The sequence below is a fragment of the Massilia sp. LjRoot122 genome, assembly GCF_964252725.1.
GTDB lineage: Bacteria > Pseudomonadota > Gammaproteobacteria > Burkholderiales > Burkholderiaceae_D > Telluria.
Genome location: NZ_CAXUPB020000001.1, coordinates 958,189 through 984,717, shown reverse-complemented (window position 1 = coordinate 984,717; position 26,529 = coordinate 958,189). Strand labels below are relative to the sequence as shown.

Genomic DNA, 26,529 nt, shown 5'->3' with positions numbered 1-26,529 from the left:
GCAGCGGCCCCGAACGCGCATGCCGGGAAACCGCGATGAGCCTGGCCGGCATCGATGAACGCCTCGGGCGGCCGGTCGCGCTGGGCCTGGCGTGGATGGCCCTGCTCGCCTGCGCCTGCTGGGCCTGGTTCATGTTCCGGGGCGCCGAACTGCCGCGTCCCGCGCCGGGCATTTCCCTCCCTTTGCCGGCGCCGCTGCGGGCCGGCGACGTGGTGCTGCTGTTCGCGATGTGGACCGGCCTGTGCGTGGCCCTGATGCTGCCGGCCGCGGCGGCCGCGGTCTGCATCTACCTGCGCGTCGCGCGCTGCCGGGCCGCGGTGCGCTGGCCGTGCCTGGGCACCGTCTTGTTCGGGTGCGGCTGCCTGCTGGCCTGGGCGGGCTTCGCGGCGCTGGTCACCCTGCTGCACTGGGCATTGCATGATGCCGGCCTGCTCGACCATGGGCTGGCGGCGCGCCATCCGGCCGTGCTGGGGCTGGCCCTGGTCGCGGCCGGCGCCTGGCAATGGACCCCGGCCAAGCACGCCTGCCTGCAGCACTGCCGCACGCCGCTGCCCGGCCTGCTGGTCGACTGGCGCGGCGGCGCTTTGGGCGCGCTGTGGCAAGGCGCGGAGCATGGCCGCAGCTGCCTCGGCTGCTGCTGGCTGCTGGTGCCGCTCCTGCTCGGCGGCGGACCGGGCAATCCGGCCATGGTGGCGGCGGTGGGGCTGCTGGCGCTGGCCGAACTGCGGCTCGAGGAAGGTTCGCTGGCATCCTGCGTGGCGGGCGTGGCGATGGTGGCCTGGGGGACCATTTTGTTGTTTCCGTGACAGTTTGCTCACCGCCTTGGGCGATTTGACAAGAGGGGCCTATGCTAGAATGTCGGCCACTCTTGCATACCGGAACCTTGAAAAAGCGGCAGTTTTTTGGGGGTTTCCACATCGTCTAAGGAAGATTTAGATATGGCTGGCCACAGCAAATGGGCAAACATCAAGCATAAGAAAGCCGCCACCGACGCCAAGCGCGGCAAGATCTGGACGCGCCTGATCAAGGAAATTACCGTGGCCGCACGCATGGGCGGCAGCGACATCGCTTCCAACCCGCGCCTGCGCCTGGCGGTCGAGAAGGCGGCCGACGCGAATATGCCGAAGGATAACGTCACCCGTGCGATCCAGCGCGGCGCCGGCGAACTCGAAGGCGTGAACTACGAAGAAATCCGCTACGAAGGCTACGGCATCGGCGGCGCGGCGATCATCGTCGACTGCCTGACCGACAACCGCGTGCGTACCGTGGCCGAAGTGCGCCACGCTTTCAACAAGTACGGCGGCAACATGGGCACCGAGGGTTCGGTGGCCTTCATGTTCAAGCACGTCGGCCAGTTCCAGTTCGCGCCGGGCGTTGACGAGGACAAGCTGATGGAAGCCGCGCTGGAAGCCGGCGCCGACGACGTGCTGGCCGATGAAGAAGGCGGCTTCGAAGTGCTGTGCGATCCCTTCGCCTACTCGGGCGTGAAGGAAGCGCTGGAAAAGGCCGGTTTCAAGGCCGAGGTGTCGGAAGTCATCATGAAGCCGGACAACGAGACCGTGCTCACCGGCGACGACGCCACCAAGATGCAGAAGATCCTCGACGCGCTGGAAAACCTGGACGACGTCCAGGATGTCTACACCAACGCGATCATTGAAGAGCAGTAATCAGAAGGCACGTATGAAAATCCTCGTAGTCGGCTCTGGCGGCCGTGAACACGCCCTGTCCTGGAAACTGGCCCAATCGGAGCGCGTCCAGACCGTCTTCGTTGCCCCGGGCAACGGCGGCACCGCGCTCGATGCGCGCCTGGTGAACCTCGAGATCACCGACCCTGCGGCGCTGGCCGACTTCGTGGTGGCGGAAAACATCGCCCTGACCCTGGTGGGTCCGGAAGCGCCGCTGGCCGCCGGCATCGTCAACCTGTTCCGTGCGCGCGGCCTCAAGATCTTCGGCCCGACGAAGGAAGCGGCGCAGCTGGAAAGCTCGAAGGACTTCGCCAAGGCCTTCATGGAGCGCCACGGCATCCCGACCGCGAAGTACCAGAGCTTCTCCGATGCCGCGCAAGCCCACGCCTACGTCGACGCGAACGGCGCCCCGATCGTCATCAAGGCCGACGGCCTGGCGGCCGGCAAGGGCGTGGTGGTGGCGATGACCCTGGACGAGGCCCACGCTGCGGTCGACCACATGCTGTCGGATAACGCCTTCGGCGACGCCGGCGCACGCATCGTGATCGAGGAATTCCTGGCCGGCGAGGAAGCCAGCTTCATCGTCATGTGCGACGGCAAGAGCGTGCTGCCGCTGGCGACCAGCCAGGACCACAAGCGCCTGAAGGATGCCGACGAAGGCCCGAACACCGGCGGCATGGGCGCCTACTCCCCTGCCCCGATCGTGACCCCGTCGATGCATGCGCGCGTGATGCGCGAGATCATCAACCCGACCATCCAGGGCATGGCGAAGGACGGCATCGTCTTCACCGGTTTCCTGTATGCCGGCCTGATGATCGACGGCGAGGGCAACCCGCGCACCCTGGAATTCAACTGCCGCATGGGCGACCCGGAAACCCAGCCGATCATGGCGCGCCTGAAGAGCGACTACCTGACCGTGCTGGAGCACGCCTGCAACGGCACGCTGGACGCGGTCGAACTGGAATGGGACCGCCGCACCGCGGTGGGTGTCGTGATGGCCGCCGCCGGCTACCCGGACAGCCCGCGCAAGGGCGACATCATCGACGGCATCCCGGCCGAGACCCCGGAATGCGTGACCTTCCACGCGGGCACCCAGCTGGTGGGCGGCAGCCTGCAGACCAACGGCGGGCGCGTGCTGTGCGTCGTCGGCCTGGGCGACAGCGTGAAGATGGCGCAGAAGCAGGCTTACGAGACCGTCGAGAAGATCCATTTCAACGGCGCGCAGTATCGTCGTGATATCGGGTGGCGTGGGGTGAAGTAAGCTTCGTAATACGTATATAAAATTGGGTTCCCGCCTGCGCGGGAACGACGGTCTTTGGGCTAACGGTAAACTCAAACAACGTCATTCCCGCGAAGGCGGGAATCCAAGTTCGCCGCACTCCCCCAGCTCTACCCTCACCACAAGAATAAGTACACCGCCCCACGCAGGTGTACAATCCACCCATTTTTCGACCGCTCACCCCACACGCATGACCACCCCCGACCCATCCGCCATCAAGACCTGGCTGCTCGACTTGCAGTCCCGCATCGTGCAGGCGCTGGAAACGGTCGACGGCAAACCCTTCCTGGTTGACACCTGGGAGCGGCCGGAAGGCGGTGGCGGGATCTCGCGCCTGATCGAGGAAGGTAATGTGTTCGAGCGCGGTGGCGTGAACTTCTCGCACGTGACCGGTTCCAGCCTGCCGCCCTCGGCCATGGCCGCGCGTCCGGAACTGGCGGGCCGTGCCTGGGAAGCGATGGGTGTCTCGCTGGTGCTGCACCCGCGTAATCCCTACGTCCCGACCGTGCACATGAACGTGCGCTTCTTCGAAGCCACCGCCGAGGGCAAGGAGCCGGTCTGGTGGTTCGGCGGCGGCATGGACCTGACGCCGTATTACGGCAACCAGGACGATGCGCGCCACTTCCACCAGGTCTGCCACGACGCCCTGGCGCCCTACGGCGAGGACCTGCACCCGCGCTTCAAGAAGTGGTGCGACGAGTACTTCTACCTGAAGCACCGCAAGGAGCCGCGCGGCGTGGGCGGGATCTTCTTCGACGACTTCAACGAGACCGGCTTCGACGACTCCTTCGCGATGGTGAAACAGGTCGGCGACGGTTTCCTCGACGCCTACCTGCCGATCGTGAAGGCGCGCAAGGACCTGCCCTACGGCGAGCGCGAACGCGACTTCCAGGCTTACCGCCGCGGGCGCTACGTCGAATTCAACCTGGTGTGGGACCGCGGCACCCTGTTCGGCCTGCAGTCGGGCGGCCGCACCGAGGCGATCCTGATGTCGATGCCGCCGATCGTGAAGTGGCGCTACGACTGGCACCCGGAACCGGGCAGTCCTGAAGCGGCGCTGTACACCGACTTCCTTGTCCACCGGGACTGGCTCGCACTGTGAGCCAGTGTATTGCCCTGCTGGGTGGCAGCTTCGACCCGGTACACCACGGCCACGTCGCGCTGGCCGCGCTGTTTGCCGAACTGCTCCAGCCGGACCAGCTGCGCATTTTGCCTGCGCGGCCATGGCAGAAGAGCAGCCTGCAGGCCAGCGACGCCCAGCGCGTCGCCATGCTCGAATTGGCCTTCAGCCGCCAGCCGTTCGAGGTCACGATCGACCTGCAGGAAATCGAACGCGGCAGCGCGACCTATACGGTCGAGACCCTGCGCGGACTGCGCGCCGAACTGGGCGACGCCGCCTCGGTCGTTTTTTTGATGGGCGCCGACCAGCTGCAAAAGCTCGACACCTGGCGCGACTGGCAGGAACTGTTCGCGCTGGCCAACCTGGGCGTGGCTGCGCGCCCGGGCTATGCCCTGGACCAGGACAAGCTGCCGCCCGCGGTGGCCTCGGCACTCGCAGGACGGCTCACAAGCCCGGCGGAAGTGCGCGCCGCAGCCTTCGGCAAGGTATGCCTCGCACATACTCTGGCGGTTGATATTTCCGCCACTCAAGTCCGCAACGCCCTCGGCGCGGGCAAGGACACCGGTACTGACATTGGCGCGCTCCTTCCGCCGCAAGTGCTAGACTATATTCAACAACACAACTTATATAAAAGCTAATGGATATCAAGAAACTGCAAACGCTCGTCGTCGACGCCCTCGAGGATGTCAAGGGCCAGGAAATCGTCCTGTTCGACACGACGCACCTGACCAGCCTGTTCGACCGCATCGCGGTCGTCTCGGGCACCTCGAACCGCCAGACCAAGGCGCTGGCCGCCTCGGTGCGCGATAAGGTCAAGGCAGCAGGCGGCGACGTGATCGGCCTCGAAGGCGAAGACACCGGCGAATGGGTGCTGGTCGACCTGGGCGACATGATCGTCCACATCATGCAGCCGGCCATCCGCCAGTACTACCGCCTGGAAGAAATCTGGGGCGACAAGCCGGTCAAGCTGGGCGCGGCCAAGCGTAAGTCGACGCCGGAAGCCGCGGAAGCGGCCGAGTCGAAGGTCAAGTCCAAGCACCTGGCCGCCAACAAGGACGAGCCGGAAGTCAAGCCGATCAACGAGCGCAAGCCGGCGGCAAAGAAAGCGGCTGCTGCCAAGACCACCGCTGCCAAGAAGCCGGCCGCCAAGAAGGTCCCGACCGGCAAGACCGTGAAAGTGGCGCCGAGCAAGAGCGAAGTCGCCGCCGTCGAAGCCACCAAGGCCAAGCCGCCGAAGCGCACTCCGAAAGCAGCAGCCCCGGCCGACGCCGAACCGGTGAAAAAAGTGATCCGCCGCGTGAAGAAGGCCGCCGAGTAAGCCTTTTATGCAGCTGATCATCGCCGCAGTCGGGCACAAGATGCCGGCCTGGATCGAGGCCGGCTTCGGCGAGTACACGAAGCGCATGCCGCCCGAGCTGCGCATCGTGCTCAAGGAAATCAAGCCGGTCGAGCGCTCCGGCAGCAAGACGGCCGCTACCGCCATGGCGCTCGAGCGCGAACGCATCGAGGCCGTGCTGCCGAAGGGCGTGCGCATCATCGCCCTGGACGAGCGCGGCAAGGACCTGACCAGCGTCGGCCTGTCGCAGATGCTGGAAAGCTGGCAGCAGGACGGGCGCGACACCGCCTTCCTGATCGGCGGCGCCGACGGGCTCGATCCCGGGCTGAAGGCGCGTGCCGAGGGCCTGATCCGCATCTCCAGCATGACGCTGCCGCACGGAATCGTGCGCGTCATGCTGGCGGAACAGTTGTACCGTGCCTGGTCGATTACCCAGAACCATCCGTACCACCGCGTCTGAAGCACGCCGCCCAATGAAACTCACCGACAAGAAAATCTATCTCGCCTCGAAGAGCCCGCGGCGCCGCGAACTGCTGCGCCAGGTCGGCGTGGAGTTCGAACTGCTGATGCTGCGCAGCGATCCGGCGCGCGGCGCCGACGTCAGCGAAGACGTGCTGCCGGGCGAAGACCCGCAGACCTACGTGGCCCGGGTGGCGAAGGAAAAAGGCGCCTTTGCCTGGAACATGCTGCAGATGCGGCGCCAGCCGCTGCGCCCCATCCTCACCGCCGACACCACCGTCACCATCGACGGCGAGATCCTCGGCAAGCCGGCCGACAATGCGGAAGCCGTCGCCATGCTCGAACGCCTGTCCGGGCGCACCCACCAGGTGCTGACCTCGGTGGCGATCCATGCCGAACGCGTGGCGGACCAGATCACCCAGGTGTCGAACGTGCGCTTCGCCGCCCTCACCCCGGCCCAGATCAGGGCCTACTGCGCCACCCCGGAACCCTACGACAAGGCCGGCGGCTACGGCATCCAGGGCCTGGCGGCGCTGTTCGTCGAGCATATCGAAGGCAGCCATTCGGGCATCATGGGCCTGCCGCTGTTCGAGACCGCGATCCTGCTCCGCAAAGCCGGTTATCCCGTGTAAGCTTCATCCAGCCTGCATGTGCCGATGGGGCAGCCCACCGTGTATGATGTCGCTCTGAACAATACTGCACGGCCGGCCATGAACGAAGACATCCTCATCAACATCACCCCGCAGGAAACGCGCGTGGCGCTGGTCCTGCAGGGCGCTGTGCAGGAACTGCACATCGAGCGCACCCTCACGCGCGGGTTGGCGGGGAACGTCTATCTCGGCAAGGTCGTACGCGTCCTGCCCGGCATGCAGTCGGCCTTCATCGACATCGGCCTGGAGCGTGCAGCCTTCCTGCACGTGGCCGACATCTGGGAAGCGCGCAGCCACGAAGGCGGCAACGCTGCCTCCGCACCGCCGACGCCGATCGAAAAGCTGCTGTTCGACGGCCAGGTGCTGACCGTGCAGGTCATCAAGGACCCGATCGGCACCAAGGGCGCGCGCCTGTCGACCCAGATCTCGATCGCCGGCCGCATGCTGGTCTACCTGCCCCAGGACCAGCACATCGGCATCTCACAGAAGATCGAGAAGGAAGCCGACCGCGAACACCTGCGCACCCGCCTGCAGAACCTGCTGCCCAAGGAAGAAAAAGGCGGCTACATCGTGCGCACCCAGGCCGAGGAAGCCTCGGACGCCGACCTTGCAGCCGACGTCGACTACCTGCGCAAGACCTGGGCCGCCATCGTCCAGGGCGCCCGCACCCGGCCGCCGACCTCCCTCCTCTACCAGGACCTGAACCTGGCGCAGCGCGTGCTGCGCGACTTCGTGCACGACGAGACCGCGACCATCCAGGTGGACTCGCGCGAGAACTACAATATGCTGGTCGAGTTCGCGCAGGTCTATACCCCGAGCGTGCTGTCGCGCCTGACGCACTACACCGGCGAGCGCCCGCTGTTCGACCTCTACGGCGTGGAAGAAGAGATCCTGCGCGCACTGGGCCGCCGCGTCGACCTGAAGAGCGGCGGCTACCTGATCGTCGACCAGACCGAGGCGATGACGACCATCGACGTCAACACCGGCGGCTATGTCGGCGGGCGCAACTTCGCCGACACCATCTTCAAGACCAACCTGGAAGCGGCCCACGCCATTGCGCGCCAGCTGCGCCTGCGCAACCTGGGCGGCATCATCATCCTCGACTTCATCGACATGGAGAACAACGAGCACCGCAATGCCGTGCTCGCGGAACTCAAGAAGACCCTGGCGCGCGACCGCACCAAGGTCTCCGTGAGCGGCTTCTCGGCCCTCGGCCTGGTCGAGATGACGCGCAAGCGCACGCGCGAGTCGCTGGCCCACATCCTGTGCGAGCCCTGCCCGGCCTGCAGCGGCAAGGGACAAGTAAAGACTTCGCGCACGATCTGCTACGAGATCCTGCGCGAGCTGCTGCGCGAAGCCAAGCAGTTCAACCCGCGCGAATTCCGCATCGTCGCTTCGCAGGAAGTCATCGACCTGTTCCTGGAAGAGGAATCCCAGCACCTGGCCATGCTGGGCGACTTCATCGGCAAGCGCATCTCGCTGCAGGTGGAGAAGGGTTACCACCAGGAACAATACGACGTGATCCTGATGTAACAATCGTGCGGCTGTCCACCCCGGCATGGGTATGATGGGTCCGATGGACACCGACCTCACACCCAAGGCCGCGCCGGTACGCCTCAAGCGCAAGATGCGCATGGAAGACGCGCTGCAGTGCATCGGCCTGAACTGCATGGCGCAGATCGAGGCCAACCTCCCCGGCGTGCTGGCGACCAGCACAGAGAGCCTGCATCAGATGCGGGTCGGCCTGCGCCGCCTGCGCGCCCTGCTCGACATGTTCCGCAAGCTGGCGCCGCTGCCGTCCGGGCTGGAGGAAGGACTCGACTGGCTGTCCGGCGAACTGGGCGCCGCACGCGACTGGGACGTGCTGGCCGATACCACGCTTCCGGCCATCACCGGCATTCATACGCAGGCACTGCAAGCGGCGGCGAAGGAACGCGCCCGCGTCCTCCACCGCGACATGCTGCCCACCCTGCACGCGCCGCGCTTTACCCAATTGATGCTGGAGATGAACGGCTGGCTGCGCGGCCGCCAGTGGCGTCCGGCCCCCGGCCTGGCGAAGGACGATCCGCTGGCCCAGCCCGCCCTGGATGGCCTGGTACCGCTCGTGCGCAAGGCAGGCAAACGCCTGCGCAAGCGCATCAAGGCGCTCGACGAACGTGACGCGCCATCCCGGCATCGGCTGCGCATCGCGGCCAAGAAGGCGCGCTACGCAGCCGAATTCTTCCGCGACCTGCTGCCGGCAAAGGAGGTCAAGGCGTATATCAAGCGCCTGTCGCGGCTGCAGGACCGCCTGGGCCGCCTGAACGACCTGGCGGTGGCCGCCAGGCTGATGCCTGTGCTCGAGAACAGCGGTCATTCGCATGACGGCGCCTTTGCGCACGGGTATGTGATCGGTGCGGCGGACACCGAAAGTGTCGGTTTGCGGAAGGTCCTCGACAAGCTCGCGCGCAGGAAACTCATCGATTGAGCCCTGAACTACCGGAGATCATCTTTTTTCCTTGACTTGTCAGTCCAAGCTCCTTAGCGTCTCAGGTAGCGGTTTTCATCCATTCATGCCTGCTTCCGACATGCGAACACAATTATCTGGCCACGATGGCGAGGCGCAGGGCCGGCGCCACTTCCGGGGACAAGACGGCAGCGGCACCGACGAAGCACTGGAAGCGGCCGTACGCCGGCTTACCCAGGACCAGATGCTGGTCAACCAGGCGCTGGTGGAGAAAATCCTGGCCTACGAAGAGATCGAAGCCGCACTGCGCGCGTCCGAGCAAAAACTGCACGACCTGCTGGCCCACCAGCTGGCCAACCGTGAAGCCGAACGCAAGCGCATCTCCAGCGAAATCCACGATTCCCTTGCCCAGAATCTGCTGGCGCTGCGCATCGACATCGTCATGCTCTACCAGCATACCGCTACCCGCCAGGGCCGCCTGCACGACTGGGTCAGCGCAGCGCTCGACAATGTCGATACGACGCTGCGCACGGTCAAGCAGCTGATGGGAGAGCTGCGGCCGGCGGGCCTCGAACTGGGCTTGCCGGCGACACTGGAACTGGAAGTCCGCAAATTCACGCGGGCCAGCGGCATCGCCTGCAAGCTCGACTGCGATGGCGCCATCGCCGGCCTGATCCTGGACGAGGAAACCGCGCTCACCGTCTGCCGCGTGCTGCAGGAATGCCTGAACAACGTGTTCCGCCATTCCCTCGCGAGCCGCGTCACGGTGCGGCTCGGGGCATCCGGCGGCCTGCTCATGATGACGGTGGAAGACAATGGCATCGGCTTCGATGCCGCTGCACCGGTCAGGTCGAACAGCTTCGGCCTGGCCGGCCTGCGCGAGCGCCTGTCCATCCATGGCGGCGGGCTTGGCGTCAGCAGCTCCCGGAGCCAGGGTAGCGCGGTCACGATGCGCCTTCCACTGATGGCTCCGTGATCGGATAGAATGCGCCGATACCCACCGCAGCCCAAGCCCGAACCATGCCACCCCTGACAGAGCTGCTTGCCACGATCATGGACCGCCTGCGCCCAGGCGAAACGCCGGGCAATGGCGCCGATGCGGTGCAGGTCTGGAACACGCTCAAGGCCAGGTTCGCTCCCCTGATCGGCCCCCTCAGCACCGATCTGCTGTTCGTCCGCATCCTGTCCGAGCATGCGCGGGACTTCCCATGGCTGGCAGCCTGCGCGGCGAAGGACACGCCGCAGGATAGCTTCGAGGCCTTCGTGCTATGCCTCGGCAAGCTGGCGCCGGCCGACGTCGTCGCGGCCAACCAGACGCTGCTGACCAGCTACATCGTGTATCTGTCCGACCTGATCGGCGAGCGCCTGGTGACGCGCTTCCTGGACTCGGCATTCCCGTCTGGCGCGACGGGCAAGAATATTTAGGAGAACGCAGCATGACCGACAAACTGGATCTGAACCCGATGGCCACCGGCGTTCCTGGTCTCGATACCATTCTCGGCGGCGGCTTGCCCGAACTGTCGTTCAACATCATCGGCGGGGCCCCGGGATGCGGCAAGACCACCTTCGCCCAGCAGCTCATGTTCGGACTCGCGGGTCCACAGTGCAAGGCCCTGTTCTTCACCGCCATGGGCGAACCGCCGACCAAGATGCTGCGCTACCAGCAGCAGTTCAGTTTCTTCGATGTCGACAAGGTCGGCGATTCGGTCCATTTCGTCAGCCTGGCGCCCCAGGTCGAGGAAGGCGATTATGCGGCCGTGCTGGCGCAGATCCTCGATGAAGTGCGGACGCACAAACCTGCGCTGGTGTTCATCGACTCGTTCCGCTCCTTCATCGAAGGCGCGCGCGGCGACTTCCGTGAAGTGGCCTCGCTGCAGACCTTCATCCAGCAGCTGGTGGCGCAGATGACGACCTGGAAGGCGACCAGCTTCCTGATCGGCGAATACACGAGCAACGAGGCCGACCGCAACCCGATCTTTACCGTGGCCGACGGCATCTTCTGGCTCGACCAGCACATGGAGCGCAATGCCATGTCGCGCAAGATCCAGATCGTCAAGATCCGCGGCCAGAAGCAGCGCCCCGGACTGCACGCCTTCCGCATCGACGAACGCGGCATCCGGATTTTCCCGCGCATTATCCCCAGGATCGAACAGTCCGGCGAAGCCGTCGCCGCGCAGCCCCTGCAACGCCTGTCGACCGGGGTGGCCACGCTCGACGACATGCTCGGCGGCGGCATCCCCAAGGGCTATTCGGTGCTGATGGCCGGACCGACCGGATCGGGCAAGACCGTCCTGGCCACCGAGTTCCTGGCCAGCGGCGCCGCCAATGGCGAGACCGGCGTGGTGGCGCTGTTCGAGCGCAGTCCCGATCAGATGATGAACATGAAGCTCGACGCGCTGGTCCGTTCCGGCCAGGTCGCCATGTTGAGCGTGCGCGAACTCGACCTGTCGTTCGACGAGATCGTGCATGAACTGCTGTCGACCATCGACGCCGTCGGGGCCACCCGCGTCGTCCTCGATTCGCTGTCCGGCTTCGAACTGGTCATGACCTCCGAGTACCGCGACAATTTCCGCGAGTCGCTGTATCGCCTCTCGACCGTCCTGCGTGCGAAAGGCGTGACCGTGCTCATGACCAGCGAACAGGAAGACCGCTTCCAGCAACTGAGCCTGGGACCCCATGGCAGCGGCGTCCTGGTGGACGCCATCATCCTGCAACGCTTCGTCGAAGCACAGTGCCAGCTGCATACCCTGATTTCGGTCGTCAAGGTGCGCGGCTCCCGTCACAGCCGTGACTTCCGGAGCTTCGAGATCACCGACCAGAGCATCGTCATCGGAACCGGACCGGCGGCCTTCGACGGCGTGCTGCATGGGACGACACGGATGCGCGAGCCCGGCGAGCAGTGAAGCAGGCCGGGCGACTGTCTAGCGTGCGGCGGACGGGAAGAACAGCTGCTCGCCTCCCGGCCTGAAGTCCGCGATCTTCGCCTGCCCTTCCGGTGAGGTAATCCAGTCGATCAGCTGTTTCGCGCCCTTGTAGTTGACGCCCTTTTGCCTGGCTGGATTGACCGCGATGATGCCGTAGGGGTTGAACATGCGCCTGTCGCCTTCGACCAGCACCGCCAGGCCGGTCCTGGCCTTGTAGGCGCCGTAGGTGGCACGGTCGGTCAGCGTATAGGCGCGCATCTCGGCCGCCATGTTCAGCACCTCGCCCATGCCCAGGCCGGCCGACACGTAGGCGGCGCCCGTGGGTTTCGCTCCCGCCTGCTGCCAGTAGCCCTTCTCCATCACGTCGGTGCCGGAATTGTCGCCGCGCGAGATGAACCTGCTGCCGCTCGCGGCGATCTTGCGGAAGGCCGCGATCACATCCTGGTTGCCCTTGACCCCGGCCGGGTCGCCTGCAGGGCCGACCACGATGAAATCGTTGTACATCACGTCGCGGCGGTCCACGCCCCAACCCTCGGCCACGAACTTGTCTTCCAGCGTGCGCGCGTGCACCAGGGTCACGTCGACGTCGCCATTCTTGCCCAGTTCAAGCGCCTTGCCGGTGCCGACCGAGATCACATGGACCTTGGTCCCCGTCTTTGCCTCGAAGGCCGGCAGCAGCAGCTTGAGCAGGCCCGAGTTCTCGGTGCTGGTGGTGGTGGACAGGCGGATCGTCTCTTGCGCCTGTGCCATTGGTGCAGCCAGGAGGACGCTCAACAGCAAGATAGAAAACGTACGGCGTTGCATCGATATGCTCCTTGTGGTCAGCGGACTTCGAGTCGGCCTTCGCGCAGCTTCAGGCGCTGGATGCCGGGCAGCCCGATCAGGTCGCGGTCGTGGCAGGCCATCACCACGCTGCTGCCCCGGTCGAGCAAGGTGGGAATCAGGGCCATCACCTGCTCGCGCGCCGGGCCGTCGAGGTTGGCCGTGGGTTCGTCGAGCAGCAGCAGGCGCGGCTGCAGCACGCGTGCCCGCGCCAGCGCCACGCGCTGCTTCTCGCCGCCCGACAGGCGCGCCGGATCGGTATCGCGCAGGTGCGCCACGCCGGCCCAGGCCATCGCTTCCTCGACCAGAGGGGCCACGTCGCGCCGGCTGTCGCCGCGCGCCAGCAGGCCGTAGGCGATGTTATGGAAGACGCTGGTCGAGAACATGATCGGGTGCTGGTGCACGAAGACGATGGCGCGCCGCAGTTCTTTCGGATACGGATGCAGGGGCATGCTGCGCCCATCGAATTCGACCGTGCAGGCCTCGCAGCGTTCCAGGCCGGCGAGCGTGCGCAGCAGGGTCGACTTGCCGGCGCCGTTCACGCCGGTCAGGACGTAGGCGCTGGCCGCCTCGATGCTCAAGGTGTCGATCTCGAACAGGGTGCGCTCGCCGTGGCGCTTGCGCAGGCCGTGCACAGTCAACAGGGTCTTCACCAGCGTCCTCCCGCCGTATGCGCTTCGCCCTGCAGCAGCACCAGCGCGCCATTCATCAAGAGCGCCAGCGACACCAGCACGATGCCCAGCGCGATCCCCTGCGCGAACTCGCCCTTGCTGGTTTCCAGCGCGATCGCGGTGGTGATGGTGCGGGTCTGCCCTTCGATATTCCCGCCCACCATCAGCGCGCAGCCGACTTCCGAGATCACGCGGCCGAATCCGCTGATCACGGCCGCCATCACGCCATAGCGCGCCTCGTGCAGCACGGTGGCCATCACCCGCCAGCGCGATGCGCCGTGGGCGATGGCGGTTTCGGCATAGCGCGGGTCGGCCGCCTGCACCGCCGCCAGCGTGAAGGCCAGCAGCACCGGCAAGCCGATCACCATCTGGCCGAGGATCACGCCCTCCTGGGTGAACAGCCACTCCAGCCCGCCCATCGGGCCGCGCCGCGACAGCAGCAGGTAGAGCAGCAGGCCGATCAGCACGGTCGGCAGCGACAGCGCGGCCTGGGCCAGCCAGATGGCGATGCGGCGTCCCCGGAAGCGGTGCATGGCGATGACATAGCCAAGGAAGATCGCCGGCGGCGCCGCCAGCAGCAGTCCCAGGATGCTGGTCTTGAGCGACACCCAGACGATGCGCCACAGCGCCTCGTCGCCGCTGAACAGCAGCGCGAAGGCGTGCGTTGTTGCGTCCAGCACGGTCAAGCCATCCGCGGTGCGTTCAGGGGTTCCAGCAATCCAGGCTCGAACACCAGGCGCTCGTGTCCGGCCAGCAGCAGGAAGTGCTTGCCCGAGCAGCGCGCCAGCAGCGACATGCCGACCTTTTCCGCCACCATGTGGCCCATCTGGGTGGTGCCGGAACGCGACAGCAGGAAGGGAATGCCCATCTGGGCGCCCTTGATGACCATTTCGGAAGTCAGGCGGCCGGTGGTGTAGAACAGCTTGTCCCCGCCCTCCAGGCCGTCGAGCCACATCAGGCCGGCGATGGCATCGACCGCGTTGTGGCGGCCGACGTCTTCCACGAAATACAGCAGTTCCCCATCGTGCGAGAACAGCGCGCAGCCATGCACCGAGCCGGCCTGCTTGTAGATCGACTGCTGGGTGCGGATGGTCTCGACGATGCGGTAGACGACCGACTGCGCCAGGCGCGCATCGGCAGGCAGGGTGATCTGGTCGACCTCGTCCATCAAGCCGCCGAACACCGAGCCCTGCCCGCAGCCGGTGGTGACGACCTTCTTCGCGGTGCGTTCCTCCACGTCCGCAATCCCGTTGCGGGTGACGACCGCCACCGCATCGACCGCCCAGTCGACCTGGATCGAGACGATGTCCTCGATCGAGCGCACCAGGCGCTGGTTGCGCAGGTAGCCGAGGGTCAGCGCCTCGGGCGCGCCGCCCAGGGTCATCAGGGTGACGATCTCGCGCTTGTCCACGTAGACAGTCAGCGGGCGCTCGGCCGGGATCGCGATGCTCGATGCGCGGCCACGCTCGTCCAACGCGCGCACCTCGTGGGTGAGGGGTGCGCGCGCATCGGACAGGACCGGACGGTAGCGTGGCAGGTCGGGACAGTTCATGTTGCCAATTGTGCCATGCCGGCCAGGATTTGGCCGCCACCGTAGCTTCCCTGCGGTGCGGGCTCCCCGCCCGGCGTGACTTTGATGGCGCAATACTTGAATTCCGGAATCTTGCCGAAGGGGTCGAGCGCCGCATTGGTCAGGCGGTTGATCGCCGCTTCGTAGTAACAGAAGGGCACGAAGATCGCTCCCACCGGCGAGCTGTCGTCGGCGCGTGCATACAGCACCACTTCACCGCGGCGCGAGGCGATGGTAATGGCCTGGCCCGGCTGGATGCCCATGCGTTCGAGGTCGAGCGGATGCACCAGCGCGACCGGATCGGGCTCGATCGCGTCCAGCACGGTGGCGCGCCGCGTCATGCTGCCGGTATGCCAGTGCTCGAGCTGGCGGCCGGTGATCAGGACCATCGGGTAGTCGGCATCGGGACGCTCGTCGGCCGGGATGATGTCGGCCGGGACGAAACGCGCCTTGCCGCCCTCGCGCGGGAACAGCTCGGTGAACACCACCGGCTGGCCCTGGTCGCCTTCGTTCATGCAGGGATAGACCACTGCGCCCTCGCGCTCCAGGCGCTCCCAGGTGATGCCGCCGATGCTCGCCATGGTGCGGCGCATCTCGTCGAACACTTCCGACACGTGAGCGTAGTTCCACGGCAGGCCGAGCTGCTTTGCCATCTGCTGGATGATCCACAGGTCCTGCTTCGCCTCCCCCGGCGGGTCGATCGCCTGGCGGCCCAGCTGGACCAGGCGGTCGGTATTGGTGAAGGTGCCGGTCTTTTCAGGGAAGGCCGAGGCAGGCAGGATCACGTCCGCCAGGTAGGCGGTCTCAGTCAGGAAGATGTCCTGTACCACCAGGTGTTCCAGCGCAGCCAGCGCGGCGCGCGCGTGGTTGGCGTCGGGGTCGGACATGGCCGGGTTCTCGCCCATGATGTACATGCCGCGCACCTGGCCGGCATCGATGGCGTCCATGATCTCGACCACCGTCAGGCCCGGCTTCGGTTCGAGGGTGGCGCCCCAGGCGGCTTCGAATTTCGCGCGTGCGGCCGGGTTGTCGACGCGCTGGTAGTCCGGCAGCATCATCGGGATCAGGCCGGCGTCGGACGCGCCCTGGACGTTGTTCTGGCCGCGCAGCGGATGCAGGCCGGTACCGGGACGGCCGATCTGGCCCGTCATCAGCGACAGCGCGATCAGGCAGCGCGCGTTGTCGGTGCCGTGCACGTGCTGCGACACGCCCATGCCCCACAGGATCATCGAGCCCTTCGAGCTCGCGTACAGGCGCGCCACGTAGCGGATGGTCTCGGCGTCGATGCCGCAGATCGGCGCCATCGCTTCCGGGCTGTATTCGGCGACGTTCTGCTCCAGCTCCGCGTAGCCGATGGTGCGGCTGGCGATGAAGGCCTGGTCGACCAGGCCTTCGGTGACGATCACGTGCATCATGGCGTTGAGCAGCGCGACGTCGGTATCGGGCTTGAACTGCAGGTAGCGGTGTGCGTGGCGCGCCAGTTCGGAGCGGCGCGGGTCGAGCACGACCAGCTTGGCGCCGGCCTTGACCGCGTTCTTGATCCAGGTGGCGGCGACCGGGTGGTTGACGGTCGGGTTGGCGCCGATGATCACGATCACCTCGGCGCGGATCACGTCCATCACCGGGTTCGACACCGCGCCCGAGCCGATCCCTTCCAGCAGGGCCGACACCGAGGACGCATGGCACAGGCGGGTGCAGTGGTCGACGTTGTTGGTGCCGAAGCCGGTACGCACCAGTTTCTGGAACAGGTAGGCTTCCTCGTTGCTGCCCTTGGCCGAGCCGAAGCCGGCCAGGGCCGCGCCGCCGTGGGTATCGCGGATCGCGGCAAGCTTGCCGCCGGCCAACGCCAGCGCCTCTTCCCAGCTCGCTTCGCGGAAGACCTCGAGCACGCGCGTCGGGTCCATCGTGAAGTCGCCGGTCTTGGGCATGCCTGCGCGGCGGATCAGCGGCTTGGTCAGGCGGTGCGGGTGGTGCGCGTAGTCGAAGCCGTAGCGTCCCTTGACGCACAGGCGGCCCTGGTTGGCCGGACCGTCGCGGCCCTCCACGTACAGGATCTTGTTGTCCTTGACGTTATAGGTCAGCTGGCAGCCCACGCCGCAGTAGGGGCAGACCGACTCCACCTGCTTGTCGGGGATGTGCAGCGCCACCTCGCGCGCCGGCATCAGGGCGCCGGTCGGGCAAGCCTGCACGCACTCGCCGCAGGCCACGCAGGTGGACGCGCCCATCGGATCGTCCTGGTCGAACACGATCTTGGTGTCCTGGCCGCGGAAGGCCAGGCCGATCACGTCGTTGACCTGCTCGTCGCGGCAGGCGCGCACGCAGCGCGTGCACTGGATGCAGGCATCCAGGTTGACGGTGATCGCCGCATGCGAGACGTCGCGCTGCGGCTGGCGGCGCGTGGCCGCGAAGCGCGGCTTGCCGACGCCGAGCTTCTCGGCCCACAGGTCGACTTCGTTCCTGCGCGTGTACTCGGCTTCCGGCATGTCGGCCTGCAGCAGTTCCAGCACCATCTTCTGGGCCGCGAGGGCGCGCGGGCTGTCGGTGCGCACCTTCATGCCGGCGGCCGGATGGCGGCAGCAGGACGGCGCCAGCACACGCTCGCCGTCGATCTCGACCATGCAGGAGCGGCAGTTGCCGACCGCCTCCATGCCTTCCTTGTAGCACAGGCGCGGCACCTCGATGCCTTCGCGCGCGGCGACCTCGATCAGGCTTTCGTGCGCCAGCGCGTGGACCGTGCGGCCGTTGAGTTCGAATGAAACGGTAGGGATGGAGGCGTTCATTGCGGTTAACCTTTACTGAGCCAACTCGTGCGGGAAATATTTGATGACGCAGTCGATCGGATTCGGCGCCGCCTGGCCCAGGCCGCAGATCGAGGCGTCGCGCATCACCTGCGACAGCTCGCCCAGCAGGCCGGTATCCCATTGCGGCTGGCGGATCAGCTCGAGCGCCTTGGCGGTGCCGTTGCGGCAGGGCGTGCACTGGCCGCAGGACTCGTCCTTGAAGAAAGCCAGGGTGTTGCGGGCGGCGGCCACCGCGCTGTCATGGCTTGATAACACCACCACCGCGGCCGAGCCGATGAAGCAGCCGTAGGGCTGCAAGGTGTCGAAGTCGAGCGGAATGTCGCCCATCGAGGCCGGCAGGATGCCGCCCGAGGCGCCGCCCGGCAGGTAGGCGTAGAAGGCATGGCCGTCCTGCATGCCGCCGCAGTATTCCTCGATGAGCTCCTTGATCGTGATGCCGGCCGGGGCCAGTTTCACGCCCGGATCGCGTACCCGGCCCGAGACCGAGAAGGAGCGCAGGCCGTGGCGGCCGTTGCGCCCGTGGCCGGCAAACCAGTTGCCGCCGCGCTCGAGGATCTCGCGCACCCAGTGCAGTGATTCGAAATTGTGCTCCAGCGTCGGGCGCCCGAACAGGCCCACTTGGGCCACGTAGGGCGGGCGCAGGCGCGGCATGCCGCGCTTGCCTTCGATCGATTCGATCATCGCGGACTCTTCGCCGCAGATGTAGGCGCCGGCGCCGCGGCGCAGGTGGATCGGCGGCATGTTCGCCACCGGCGGATCGGCGCGCAGCCTGTCCAGCTCGGCTTCCAGCATGGCGCGGCAGCCGTGGTATTCGTCGCGCAGGTAGATATAGATGGCCTCGATGCCGACCGCCCAGGCGGCGATCAGGGCGCCTTCCAGGAAGCGGTGCGGGTCGCGTTCGAGGTAGACCCGGTCCTTGAAGGTGCCGGGCTCGCCTTCGTCGATGTTGATGGCCATCAGGCGCGGGCCGGCCTCGGCACGCACGATGCGCCATTTGCGGCCCAGCGGGAAACCGGCGCCGCCGAGGCCGCGCAGGCCGGAGGCTTCCAGCGTGGCGATCACCTGCTCCACCTCGTGGCGGCCGGCGACGCAGTTGCGCAGCAGCGCGTAACCGCCGTCGCGGCGATAGTCGTCGTAGCCGGTGTAGCCGGTGAGCGCATCCCGCGTCTCGCCGGCGCTGACTTTCGCCAGCACCTGTTCGGCGCTCGCCTGCGGCACCGGATGCTGGCCGACCACCGCCACCGGCGCCTGTTCGCAGCGTCCCACGCAGGGCGCTTCGAGCACCCTCACCTCGCGTCCGAGCAGCGCCGGCAGCTTCGCCAGCAGTTCGCGGGCGCCCGCCATCTCGCAGGACAGGCCGGCGCACACGCGCACCGTCAGCGCGGCCGGCGCGGCCTCACCCTCTTTCACCACGTCGAAGTGATGGTAGAAGCTGGCGACCTCGTAGACCTCGGCCTGGGCCAGGCGCATCTCCTGCGCCAGCGCGGCCAGGTGGCTGCTGGCCAGGCAGCCGTAACGGTCCTGGATCTTGTGCAGGTGTTCGATCAGCAGGTCGCGCTGGCGCGACTCCTGGCCCAGCAGCGCCTGCACCTCGGCCAGCGCCTGCGGGTCGACGCGGCGGCCCTTGGGGGCTTCGCGCTTGCGCTGGCGGCTGGCGCCAACGACGGCAATCGGGATGACAGGATGGTTCATGTGTTGGGCCCGGAAAAATCAATGGGGGATGATCGAATGGTACTGCAAGCGCAGACGGCATGGCCGTCTGCGCCAGCGTGCTTACTGGAACAGCACGACCGCCTTCTGCAGCGTGATCCACATGCCGATCAGCAGCGGAATCCCGACCGCCGCCCAGGCGAAGGTGGCCACCGCCGGATTGGTCGCGCCGCTGGCCACGGCCACGCCGCGGCTGCCCGTGCTGGCGTTCACGTCGCGCTCGTGCGCCAGCTTCTTCTCCTGGGCCAGCTCGGCATCGGTCATGAAGTGGCGGTCGGCGATCGGGCGCACCAGCAGGTTGCACAGTACGCCCAGCAGCACCAGCCCGGCCAGCACGTACATCGTCACGTCATAGGCCTGGGCCTTCGGCACGCCGTTGGCGATCTGGTATTCGCGGATGTAGGAGATCAGGATCGGGCCCAGCACGCCGGCCGCGGCCCAGGCCGTCAACAGGCGGCCGTGGATGGCGCCGACCATCTGGGTGCCGAACAGGTCGGCCAGGTAGGCCGGCACGGTCGAGAAGCCGCCGCCGTACATCGACAGGATGACGCAGATGAAGGCGACGAACAGCGCCAGCTGGCCCGAGTGCGCCAGCGAAGGGATCGACACGTACAGGACGAAGCCGAGCACCAGGAACACGAAATAGGTCGCCTTGCGTCCGATGTAGTCCGAGCACGAGGCCCACAGGAAGCGGCCGCAGATGTTAAACAGCGACAGCAGGCCGGTGAAGCCGGCGGCGATGGCCGCGATCTGGCCCTTCTGCGCCGCGTCGAGGTCGTTGAAGGCCGCGTCGACGCCGATCAGGCGTCCGCCGAACACTTCCTGCAGCAGCGGCGAGGCCATCGCCAGGATGCCGATGCCGGCCGAGACGTTCAGGAACAGCACCATCCACACCAGCCAGAACTGGGGAATCGACCAGACCCGGCTCACGTGCACGTGGCGCGAGGTGATCATGGTGTTGGCTTTCTTCGCCTCCGGCGCGGTCCAGCCTTCCGGCTTCCAGCCGTTGGCCGGGACGCGGTAGGCCAGCGCACCGGCCATCATGAAGACGAAATAGATCGCCGCCAGTGCCAGGAAGGTTTCCCAGACGCCGACCGAGGCCGGGGTGGCGAAGAACTTCATCAGCTTGTCGGCCAGCGGTGCGCCGATCATGGCGCCGCCGCCGAAGCCCATGATCGCCATGCCGGTCGCCATGCCGCGCCGGTCCGGGAACCATTTGATGAGGGTGGACACGGGCGAGATGTAGCCCAGCCCCAGGCCGATCCCGCCGATCACGCCCGAGCCGAGCCACATCAGCCAGATCTGGTGCGTGTAGATGCCGAGCGCCGAGATCACCAGGCCGCCGCACCAGCACAGGGCCGAGACGACGCCGGCCTTGCGCGGGCCCGCATGTTCGAGCCAGCCGCCGAACAGCGCGGTGGCCAGGCCGAGGAAGACGAAGAACAGCGTGAACATCCAGCCCAGCATCGAGATCTTCCAGTCGCAGGTGATGGCGAAGATCTCGGCCATGAAGCTCATCTCGGCCGGGCAGGCCAGCGATTCGGTGATGCCGATCGCCTTCGACAGCGGTAGCCAGAACACCGAGAAGCCGTAGGCCATGCCGATGCACAGGTGGATCGCGAGCGCGGCCGGCGGCACCAGCCAGCGGTTGAAACCGGGTCCTGCGATGGTGTGTTCCTTGTCCAGAAAACGTAGTCCAGCCATGTCCCCTCCAAATATTTTTAAGTATCGGAATATGCTTTAAAAAGCATATTATTTCGTCAAATCTTATTGTTTCGCGGAGCGTATCATGATGTTTTTTGGCAAGAAATAGGCTATTTTTAGCATATGCTTAGCGTCCACATCCGCCCGCACTGGGAAATCAGCGTCAACGGCGAGCCGCCGCTGGATACCGGCGACCTGCTCGGCCTGCTGCTCTCGATCCAGGACACCGGCTCCATCGCCCAGGCCGCCAAATCGGTGAAGCTGTCCTACCGCTATGCCTGGGGCTTGCTGCGCACCGCCGAGACCCTGTTCGGCGAACAGCTGCTGCAGACCGGGCGCGGGCGCGGCACCCAGCTCACGCCGCTGGCGCAGAAGCTGGTGTGGGCCGACCGCCGCATCGCGGCGCGCCTGTCGCCCACCTTGCAGAGCCTGGCCTCGGAACTGGAAGCGGAACTGGTGCGCATCACGGCCGGCCGGGCGCGGGCGCTGCGCCTGGACGCCAGCCATGGCTTCGCGGTGGCCGCGCTGCTGGGCTGTATCGACCGCGACGCCCTGCCGCTCGACTCGCGCTACCGCACCAGCACCGATGCGGTCGTGGCGCTGGCGCGGCGCGAATGCGACCTGGCCGGCTTCCACGTCCCGATCGGGCGCTTCCAGGCGCCGACCGCGTCCTGGTACCTGCGCTGGCTCGACCCGGAACAGCATTGCCTGGTGCGGGTGGCGGGCCGCGAGCAGGGCCTGATGGCGGCGCGCGGCAATCCGCTCGGCCTGCGTTCGCTGGCCGACCTGGCGCGCCCGGGCGTGCGCTTCGTGAACCGCCAGGCCGGCTCCGGCACCCGCATGCTGCTCGAGATGATGCTGGCCACCGACGGCCCGCCGCCGGACGCCATCCAGGGCTTCAACAGCGCCGAGTTCACCCATTCCGCGGTGGCGGCCTATATCGCCAGCGGCATGGCCGATGCCGGTTTCGGCATGCGCGCGGCCAGCGCCCAGTTCAAGCTCGATTTCACGCCGCTGGTAGAAGAGGTCTACTATTTCGCCGTGCGCCGCGAGACCCTCGAGGAACCCCTGATGCGCCAGCTGCTGGAGCTGATGCGCACGCCGGCTTACCACAAGCTGGTGGATGCCCTGCCCGGCTACGACGCACGCGGCACTGGCGAGCTGGTATCGATCGCGGACGCCTTTTCGCCGCCGGCCCCATGATCGATCCCTCCCGCCTTCCCGCGCGCATCAGCGACATCGTCCTCCGGCATCCGGCCGGCGCACCCGCCCTGGTCGAAGGAGACCGCGTGTGGACCTACGGCGAACTGCGCCGCGAGATCGCGCGCCATGCCGCCCTGCTGCGCGAACTGGGCGTGCGCGGCGGCGACCGCGTCATGCTGGTCAGCGAAAACTGCGTGGCGCAGGTGGCCCTGATCTTCGCGGTCGCCAGCATCGACGCCTGGAGCGTGACGGTCAACGCGCGCCTGAGCGCAGGCGAACTGGCGACGATCCGCGCCCATTGCGGCGCGCGCTGCGTGCTTACCGCCACGGGCGAGGACGTGAGCGTGGGCCTGTTCGACGCGAGCGCCGTGGCGGAACCGCAGCAAGCCGCCGGCGCACAGGTGGCGGCGCTGGTGTACACCACCGGCACCACCGGCCAGCCCAAGGGCGTGATGCTGACCCATGCGAACCTGCTGTTCGTCGCTGCCACCTCGAGCACCCTGCGCGGCCTGGTGCCGTCGGACCACGCGAGCGGCGTGCTGCCGATCTCGCACGTCTACGGCCTGAGCTCGGTCATGCTCGGCACGCTGTACGCGGGCGCCTGCCTGCACCTGATGCCGCGCTTCTCCGCCGAGGCGCTGCTGGCGCAGATCCGCGCCGGCGAGCTCACCATCGTGCAGGGCGTCCCGGCCATGTACGCGCGCCTGCTGGCGCTCGCCGGCGGCGAGCGGGTCGCGTCGCGGCTGCGCTTCTGCTACGCCGGCGGTTCGCCGCTCGACCCGGCGCTCAAGCGCGAGGTCGAGCGGGTGTTCGGGCTGCCCCTGCACAACGGCTACGGCCTGACCGAGAGCGGCCCGACCGTGTCCCAGACCCGCCTGGACGCGCCGCGTGGCGACACCTCGGTGGGCCACCCCATTCCCGGCGTCGAGCTGCGCATCGTGGGGGGCGAACTGTGGGTGCGCGGCCCCAACGTGATGGCCGGCTACTACCGCGACCCGGTCCAGACGGCCGCCGCGCTGCGTCCCGGCGGCTGGCTCGCCACCGGCGACCTCGCCACGCTGGGCGCGGACGGCGCGCTGTTCATCGCCGGACGCCTGAAGGAACTCATCATCCGCTCGGGCTTCAACGTCTATCCGCTGGAAGTGGAGACGGCGCTCAACAGCCATCCGGCCGTGCTGCAGTCGGCGGTCGTCGGCCGCCCGGCGGCGGGCGGCGAGGAAGAGGTGGTGGCCTTCGTGGAGAGCGCGGGGGACGTCGATGCGGACGCGCTGCAGGAATGGCTGCGGGCGCGGCTGGCGCCGTATAAACGGCCGTCGCGCATCGTGTTCATGGACGCGCTGCCCGCCGCACCGAGCGGGAAGATACTGAAGAGCCGCCTGCCCTAGGAACAGCTCAGCGGCGGCGCTTTTTCCAGTTGTATTCCGGGCCGGTCACGTCCACGCCCGGATGGCCGACCAGGTCCGGATGCTCGGACGACATCGTGATGAAGCGTACGCCCTCGCCCTCGCGCTGGCGCTTGCGCAGCACTTCCATGTATTGCATCGCCTCCACCATTTCCGTGGTCTCGAACAGTTTCTCGTGGGGCGTGCACTTGTCGGCTTCGACAATTGTCCAGTACACCATGTACATTTCATCAGCTCCTGTTTGGACATATTGTCGCCGCTCCGGGCCGCGCGTGGCGCACCGGTCGCATCGATTGATACCTGCAAAAATTTCCAGTTAGCAGAAGTTAGCCACTGAACCAAGGAACATGCCTACAAAAAGTAGGACTTGTCCGAAAAAGCCTTTATATGTGGGCCAACTCACACAACCCGTCGCACGCGCCGCTTAGGCTAGGGGCTGTCTTCACAAAAAGCGGGTCAGAACATGAACACACAGAAGTTTTCCCAGTCAAACCAAACCCCGGAGCTCGACCTCTGGGGGGGACTTGAATGCACGGTCAACCGTGTGCGCGACAACTACTTCAGCCAGATGGACCGCAATGGCCACGCTGAACGCCTGCAGGACATCGAACGCTTCGCCTCATTAGGCATCAAGGCGATCCGCTACCCGGTGCTGTGGGAGCGCACGGCCCCCGACGGCATCGAGTCCGCCGACTGGTCGTGGCCCGACGAGCGCCTGCCGGCCCTGCAGCAGTTGGGCGTCCAGCCGATCGTCGGCCTGGTGCACCACGGGAGCGGCCCACGCCATACGAGCCTGGTCGATCCTTCCTTCCCCGACAAGCTCGCCGAGTACGCGGGCGCGGTCGCCCGGCGCTACCCCTGGGTCGAGTACTACACCCCCGTCAACGAACCCCTGACCACGGCGCGCTTCTCCGGCCTGGCAGGCGTGTGGTACCCGCACGGCAGCGACGAAGCCACGTTTGTCCGCGCCCTCATCAACCAGTGCCGCGCGATCGTGCTGTCGATGCGCGCGATCCGTGAGGTGAATCCCGGCGCGAAGCTGGTCCAGACCGACGACCTGTCCAAGACCTACGGCACCCCCGAGATGGAGGAGATCAGCAACTTCTTCAACGACCGCCGCTGGCTGGCCTGGGACCTGCTGTGCGGGATGGTCGACCAGCACCACGCGCTGTGGGGCTACCTGCTCGAGGCCCAGGCCACCGAAGAGGAGCTGCTCTGGTTCCGCGACAACCCCTGCCCGCCGGACGTCATCGGCGTCAACTATTACATTACCAGCGAGCGCTGGCTCGACCACCGGCCGGAGCGTTATCCCGAGTCGCACCGCCATGTCTATCGCGGGGTCCCGCACGCCGACATCGAGACGCCGCGCGCGCTGGCCACGCCGACGCCCGGCATCGCGCCGCTGCTGATGGAAACCTGGGAGCGCTACCGCCTGCCGCTCGCCATCACCGAAGCCCACATCGACGCCAACCGCGAAGACCAGCTGCGTTGGCTGGTGGAGATCTGGAACGCCGCCCAGAAGGCGAAGCAGCAGGGCGCGGACGTCCGCGCCGTGACGGTCTGGGCCCTGCTCGGCTCCTATGACTGGAACTGCCTGGTGACCGAATGCCGCGGTTACTACGAGCCGGGCCCCTTCGACGTGCGCGGCGGCACGCCGCGTCCGACGGCGGTGGCCACCCTGATGCGCGAACTGGCGACGGGCCGCCCGCTGTCCAGCCCCGTGCTGCAGGGCGAAGGCTGGTGGCGCCGTCCGGGCCGCTTCCTGTGCAAACCGGTGGCGACCCGCACCGCCGTGGCCGACATCGCGATCCGCAGCCAGTTCAAGTCGCACGTGGTGCAGCCGATCCTGATCACCGGCGCCACCGGCACCCTTGGTTCGGCCTATGCCCGCATCTGCGAAAAACGCAACCTGGCCTACCACGTGCTGACGCGCCAGGAGATGGACATCACCGATCCCGCTTCGGTGGAAGCGGCCATCGTGCGCTACAAGCCCTGGGCCATCATCAATGCCGGCGGCTACGTGCGCGTGGACGAGGCCGAGGGCGATGCGGAGCGCTGCATGCGCGAAAACACGCTGGGGCCGACGGTACTGGCGCTGGCCTGCATCCGCCACCAGCTGCGCTTCATGACTTTCTCGACCGACCTGGTGTTCGACGGCACCAAGGGGGCGCCTTACGTCGAGTCGGATGCCCTCAATCCGCTGGGCGTCTACGGCCGCAGCAAGATGGAGGCCGAGCAGCGCGTGCTGGATGCCGATCCGCAGGCCCTGGTGATCCGCACCAGCGCCTTCTTCGGTCCCTGGGACCAGCACAACTTCGTCACGCTGGCGCTCAACGCGCTGGAAGCCGGTCTGCCCTTCCGCGCGGCGGGCGACATGGTGGTCTCGCCGACCTATGTGCCGGACCTGGTGAACGTGTCGCTCGACCTCCTGATCGACCGCGAGCGCGGCGTCTGGCACCTGACCAATGCCGAGGCACTGAGCTGGGCCGACCTGGCCCGGCGCGCCTGCGATGCGGCGCGGGTCGATGCTTCAGGCCTGGAAGTGGTGTCGAGCGAGAGCTGCGGCCTCGCGGCGCGCCGGCCGGAGTTCAGTGCGCTGTCGAGCGAACGGGCCTCCCTGCTGCCGTCGCTGGACGATGCGCTGCGGCGCTATGTGGAGGCGGTGCAGGACCGTGCCCATGGGCGCGATGCGGAGGTGCCGGGAGAAGCGGCGCATTACGCGAGCTAAGCGCTTCTGTAGGGTGGG

General features: G+C 66.9%; 24 protein-coding genes. 16 read left to right on the top strand and 8 right to left on the bottom strand.

Translation table 11 applies throughout. The annotated features are described in order from the left end of the window. The first annotated feature begins 35 nt into the window (after positions 1-35). The 13 genes from ACSQ25_RS04255 (at position 36) to ACSQ25_RS04195 (ending at position 11,878) form a co-directional block, all read left to right on the top strand. The gene (locus tag ACSQ25_RS04255; protein WP_436104468.1) at positions 36-806 is read left to right on the top strand and encodes a DUF2182 domain-containing protein; all 771 of its coding nucleotides are present in this window, start codon (positions 36-38) and stop codon (positions 804-806) included. Positions 807-938: 132 nt separating this feature from the next. After that, a complete protein-coding gene (locus ACSQ25_RS04250; RefSeq protein WP_436104467.1) occupies positions 939-1,667 on the top strand; it encodes a YebC/PmpR family DNA-binding transcriptional regulator in 729 nt (242 codons plus the stop codon). 13 nt (positions 1,668-1,680) lie between these two features. Then, positions 1,681-2,946: a phosphoribosylamine--glycine ligase gene (gene purD, locus ACSQ25_RS04245; protein ID WP_436104466.1), complete on the top strand. Its 1,266-nt coding sequence runs from the start codon at positions 1,681-1,683 to the stop codon at positions 2,944-2,946. Positions 2,947-3,154: 208 nt separating this feature from the next. Continuing rightward, positions 3,155-4,066 carry an oxygen-dependent coproporphyrinogen oxidase gene (hemF, locus tag ACSQ25_RS04240; protein ID WP_436104465.1) on the top strand — a complete coding sequence of 304 codons (912 nt, stop codon included), beginning with the start codon at positions 3,155-3,157 and terminating at the stop codon, positions 4,064-4,066. Then, the gene (nadD, locus tag ACSQ25_RS04235; protein WP_436104464.1) at positions 4,063-4,722 is read left to right on the top strand and encodes a nicotinate (nicotinamide) nucleotide adenylyltransferase; all 660 of its coding nucleotides are present in this window, start codon (positions 4,063-4,065) and stop codon (positions 4,720-4,722) included. The genes hemF and nadD overlap by 4 nt, the downstream gene beginning before the upstream one ends. After that, complete coding sequence (gene rsfS / locus ACSQ25_RS04230) at positions 4,722-5,402, top strand: ribosome silencing factor (protein WP_436104463.1); 681 nt, start codon at positions 4,722-4,724, stop codon at positions 5,400-5,402. The genes nadD and rsfS overlap by 1 nt, the downstream gene beginning before the upstream one ends. A 7-nt stretch (positions 5,403-5,409) precedes the next feature. Continuing rightward, the gene (gene rlmH / locus ACSQ25_RS04225) at positions 5,410-5,880 is read left to right on the top strand and encodes a 23S rRNA (pseudouridine(1915)-N(3))-methyltransferase RlmH (protein ID WP_436104462.1); all 471 of its coding nucleotides are present in this window, start codon (positions 5,410-5,412) and stop codon (positions 5,878-5,880) included. Positions 5,881-5,893: 13 nt separating this feature from the next. Next, entirely contained in the window at positions 5,894-6,511 is a 618-nt protein-coding gene (locus tag ACSQ25_RS04220; protein ID WP_436104461.1) for a Maf family protein, read from the top strand. A 78-nt stretch (positions 6,512-6,589) separates the two neighbouring features. After that, positions 6,590-8,062, top strand: coding sequence for a ribonuclease G (rng, locus tag ACSQ25_RS04215; protein WP_436104460.1), 1,473 nt, complete (start codon positions 6,590-6,592; stop codon positions 8,060-8,062). 43 nt (positions 8,063-8,105) lie between these two features. Continuing rightward, positions 8,106-8,996, top strand: a complete 891-nt coding sequence (locus ACSQ25_RS04210; RefSeq protein ID WP_436104459.1) for a CHAD domain-containing protein — start codon at positions 8,106-8,108, stop codon at positions 8,994-8,996. Positions 8,997-9,096: 100 nt separating this feature from the next. Further along, positions 9,097-9,951 carry a sensor histidine kinase gene (locus ACSQ25_RS04205; protein WP_436104458.1) on the top strand — a complete coding sequence of 285 codons (855 nt, stop codon included), beginning with the start codon at positions 9,097-9,099 and terminating at the stop codon, positions 9,949-9,951. Between the two features lie 44 nt (positions 9,952-9,995). Beyond that, positions 9,996-10,400 (top strand): hypothetical protein, encoded by a 405-nt coding sequence (locus tag ACSQ25_RS04200; protein ID WP_436104457.1) that lies wholly within the window; start codon positions 9,996-9,998, stop codon positions 10,398-10,400. Between the two features lie 11 nt (positions 10,401-10,411). Continuing rightward, on the top strand, positions 10,412-11,878 hold the full coding sequence (locus ACSQ25_RS04195; RefSeq protein WP_436104456.1) for an RAD55 family ATPase: 1,467 nt from the start codon (positions 10,412-10,414) through the stop codon (positions 11,876-11,878). 18 nt (positions 11,879-11,896) lie between these two features. Here ACSQ25_RS04195 and ACSQ25_RS04190 read toward each other — a convergent pair whose 3' ends face one another. From ACSQ25_RS04190 to ACSQ25_RS04160, 7 genes are all read right to left on the bottom strand, one after another. Next, complete coding sequence (locus ACSQ25_RS04190) at positions 11,897-12,703, bottom strand: substrate-binding domain-containing protein (RefSeq protein ID WP_436104455.1); 807 nt, start codon at positions 12,701-12,703, stop codon at positions 11,897-11,899. A 17-nt stretch (positions 12,704-12,720) separates the two neighbouring features. After that, the gene (locus ACSQ25_RS04185; RefSeq protein ID WP_436104454.1) at positions 12,721-13,374 is read right to left on the bottom strand and encodes an energy-coupling factor ABC transporter ATP-binding protein; all 654 of its coding nucleotides are present in this window, start codon (positions 13,372-13,374) and stop codon (positions 12,721-12,723) included. Beyond that, the gene (locus ACSQ25_RS04180) at positions 13,371-14,078 is read right to left on the bottom strand and encodes an ABC transporter permease (protein ID WP_436104453.1); all 708 of its coding nucleotides are present in this window, start codon (positions 14,076-14,078) and stop codon (positions 13,371-13,373) included. The genes ACSQ25_RS04185 and ACSQ25_RS04180 overlap by 4 nt, the downstream gene beginning before the upstream one ends. Next, a complete protein-coding gene (locus ACSQ25_RS04175; protein WP_436104452.1) occupies positions 14,075-14,944 on the bottom strand; it encodes a formate dehydrogenase accessory sulfurtransferase FdhD in 870 nt (289 codons plus the stop codon). Before ACSQ25_RS04175 ends, ACSQ25_RS04180 begins: the two co-directional genes overlap by 4 nt. Beyond that, entirely contained in the window at positions 14,941-17,742 is a 2,802-nt protein-coding gene (gene fdhF / locus ACSQ25_RS04170; protein ID WP_436104451.1) for a formate dehydrogenase subunit alpha, read from the bottom strand. Before fdhF ends, ACSQ25_RS04175 begins: the two co-directional genes overlap by 4 nt. Before the next feature lie 12 nt (positions 17,743-17,754). Next, the gene (locus ACSQ25_RS04165) at positions 17,755-19,455 is read right to left on the bottom strand and encodes an NAD(P)H-dependent oxidoreductase subunit E (RefSeq protein WP_436104450.1); all 1,701 of its coding nucleotides are present in this window, start codon (positions 19,453-19,455) and stop codon (positions 17,755-17,757) included. An 81-nt stretch (positions 19,456-19,536) separates the two neighbouring features. Next, positions 19,537-21,177, bottom strand: a complete 1,641-nt coding sequence (locus ACSQ25_RS04160; RefSeq protein WP_436104449.1) for an OFA family MFS transporter — start codon at positions 21,175-21,177, stop codon at positions 19,537-19,539. 123 nt (positions 21,178-21,300) lie between these two features. On the opposite strand from ACSQ25_RS04160, the gene ACSQ25_RS04155 reads away from it, so the two are divergent. Together ACSQ25_RS04155 and ACSQ25_RS04150 are read left to right on the top strand one after the other, a co-directional pair. Further along, positions 21,301-22,380, top strand: a complete 1,080-nt coding sequence (locus ACSQ25_RS04155) for a substrate-binding domain-containing protein (protein ID WP_436104448.1) — start codon at positions 21,301-21,303, stop codon at positions 22,378-22,380. Further along, entirely contained in the window at positions 22,377-23,765 is a 1,389-nt protein-coding gene (locus tag ACSQ25_RS04150) for a class I adenylate-forming enzyme family protein (protein WP_436104447.1), read from the top strand. The genes ACSQ25_RS04155 and ACSQ25_RS04150 overlap by 4 nt, the downstream gene beginning before the upstream one ends. A 7-nt stretch (positions 23,766-23,772) precedes the next feature. Here ACSQ25_RS04150 and ACSQ25_RS04145 read toward each other — a convergent pair whose 3' ends face one another. Further along, positions 23,773-24,003 carry a hypothetical protein gene (locus tag ACSQ25_RS04145; protein WP_436104446.1) on the bottom strand — a complete coding sequence of 77 codons (231 nt, stop codon included), beginning with the start codon at positions 24,001-24,003 and terminating at the stop codon, positions 23,773-23,775. Positions 24,004-24,246: 243 nt separating this feature from the next. Between ACSQ25_RS04145 and ACSQ25_RS04140 the strand changes: the two genes are divergently transcribed. Beyond that, on the top strand, positions 24,247-26,511 hold the full coding sequence (locus tag ACSQ25_RS04140) for a family 1 glycosylhydrolase (protein WP_436104445.1): 2,265 nt from the start codon (positions 24,247-24,249) through the stop codon (positions 26,509-26,511). Positions 26,512-26,529: the final 18 nt, after the last annotated feature.

What these genes read in the sequence shown, in the direction of transcription:
- rlmH (WP_436104462.1), top strand. Translation starts at nt 5,410, where the DNA reads ATGCAGCTGATCATCGCCGCAGTCGGGCACAAGATGCCGGCCTGGATC.
- fdhF (WP_436104451.1), bottom strand. Translation starts at nt 17,742, where the DNA reads ATGAACGCCTCCATCCCTACCGTTTCATTCGAACTCAACGGCCGCACG.
- ACSQ25_RS04155 (WP_436104448.1), top strand. Translation starts at nt 21,301, where the DNA reads ATGCTTAGCGTCCACATCCGCCCGCACTGGGAAATCAGCGTCAACGGC.
- ACSQ25_RS04190 (WP_436104455.1), bottom strand. Translation starts at nt 12,703, where the DNA reads ATGCAACGCCGTACGTTTTCTATCTTGCTGTTGAGCGTCCTCCTGGCT.
- ACSQ25_RS04205 (WP_436104458.1), top strand. Translation starts at nt 9,097, where the DNA reads ATGCGAACACAATTATCTGGCCACGATGGCGAGGCGCAGGGCCGGCGC.
- ACSQ25_RS04160 (WP_436104449.1), bottom strand. Translation starts at nt 21,177, where the DNA reads ATGGCTGGACTACGTTTTCTGGACAAGGAACACACCATCGCAGGACCC.
- purD (WP_436104466.1), top strand. Translation starts at nt 1,681, where the DNA reads ATGAAAATCCTCGTAGTCGGCTCTGGCGGCCGTGAACACGCCCTGTCC.
- ACSQ25_RS04165 (WP_436104450.1), bottom strand. Translation starts at nt 19,455, where the DNA reads ATGAACCATCCTGTCATCCCGATTGCCGTCGTTGGCGCCAGCCGCCAG.
- ACSQ25_RS04220 (WP_436104461.1), top strand. Translation starts at nt 5,894, where the DNA reads ATGAAACTCACCGACAAGAAAATCTATCTCGCCTCGAAGAGCCCGCGG.
- ACSQ25_RS04145 (WP_436104446.1), bottom strand. Translation starts at nt 24,003, where the DNA reads ATGGTGTACTGGACAATTGTCGAAGCCGACAAGTGCACGCCCCACGAG.
- ACSQ25_RS04195 (WP_436104456.1), top strand. Translation starts at nt 10,412, where the DNA reads ATGACCGACAAACTGGATCTGAACCCGATGGCCACCGGCGTTCCTGGT.
- rng (WP_436104460.1), top strand. Translation starts at nt 6,590, where the DNA reads ATGAACGAAGACATCCTCATCAACATCACCCCGCAGGAAACGCGCGTG.
- ACSQ25_RS04175 (WP_436104452.1), bottom strand. Translation starts at nt 14,944, where the DNA reads ATGAACTGTCCCGACCTGCCACGCTACCGTCCGGTCCTGTCCGATGCG.
- hemF (WP_436104465.1), top strand. Translation starts at nt 3,155, where the DNA reads ATGACCACCCCCGACCCATCCGCCATCAAGACCTGGCTGCTCGACTTG.
- ACSQ25_RS04255 (WP_436104468.1), top strand. Translation starts at nt 36, where the DNA reads ATGAGCCTGGCCGGCATCGATGAACGCCTCGGGCGGCCGGTCGCGCTG.
- ACSQ25_RS04250 (WP_436104467.1), top strand. Translation starts at nt 939, where the DNA reads ATGGCTGGCCACAGCAAATGGGCAAACATCAAGCATAAGAAAGCCGCC.
- ACSQ25_RS04150 (WP_436104447.1), top strand. Translation starts at nt 22,377, where the DNA reads ATGATCGATCCCTCCCGCCTTCCCGCGCGCATCAGCGACATCGTCCTC.
- ACSQ25_RS04200 (WP_436104457.1), top strand. Translation starts at nt 9,996, where the DNA reads ATGCCACCCCTGACAGAGCTGCTTGCCACGATCATGGACCGCCTGCGC.
- ACSQ25_RS04210 (WP_436104459.1), top strand. Translation starts at nt 8,106, where the DNA reads ATGGACACCGACCTCACACCCAAGGCCGCGCCGGTACGCCTCAAGCGC.
- ACSQ25_RS04140 (WP_436104445.1), top strand. Translation starts at nt 24,247, where the DNA reads ATGAACACACAGAAGTTTTCCCAGTCAAACCAAACCCCGGAGCTCGAC.
- rsfS (WP_436104463.1), top strand. Translation starts at nt 4,722, where the DNA reads ATGGATATCAAGAAACTGCAAACGCTCGTCGTCGACGCCCTCGAGGAT.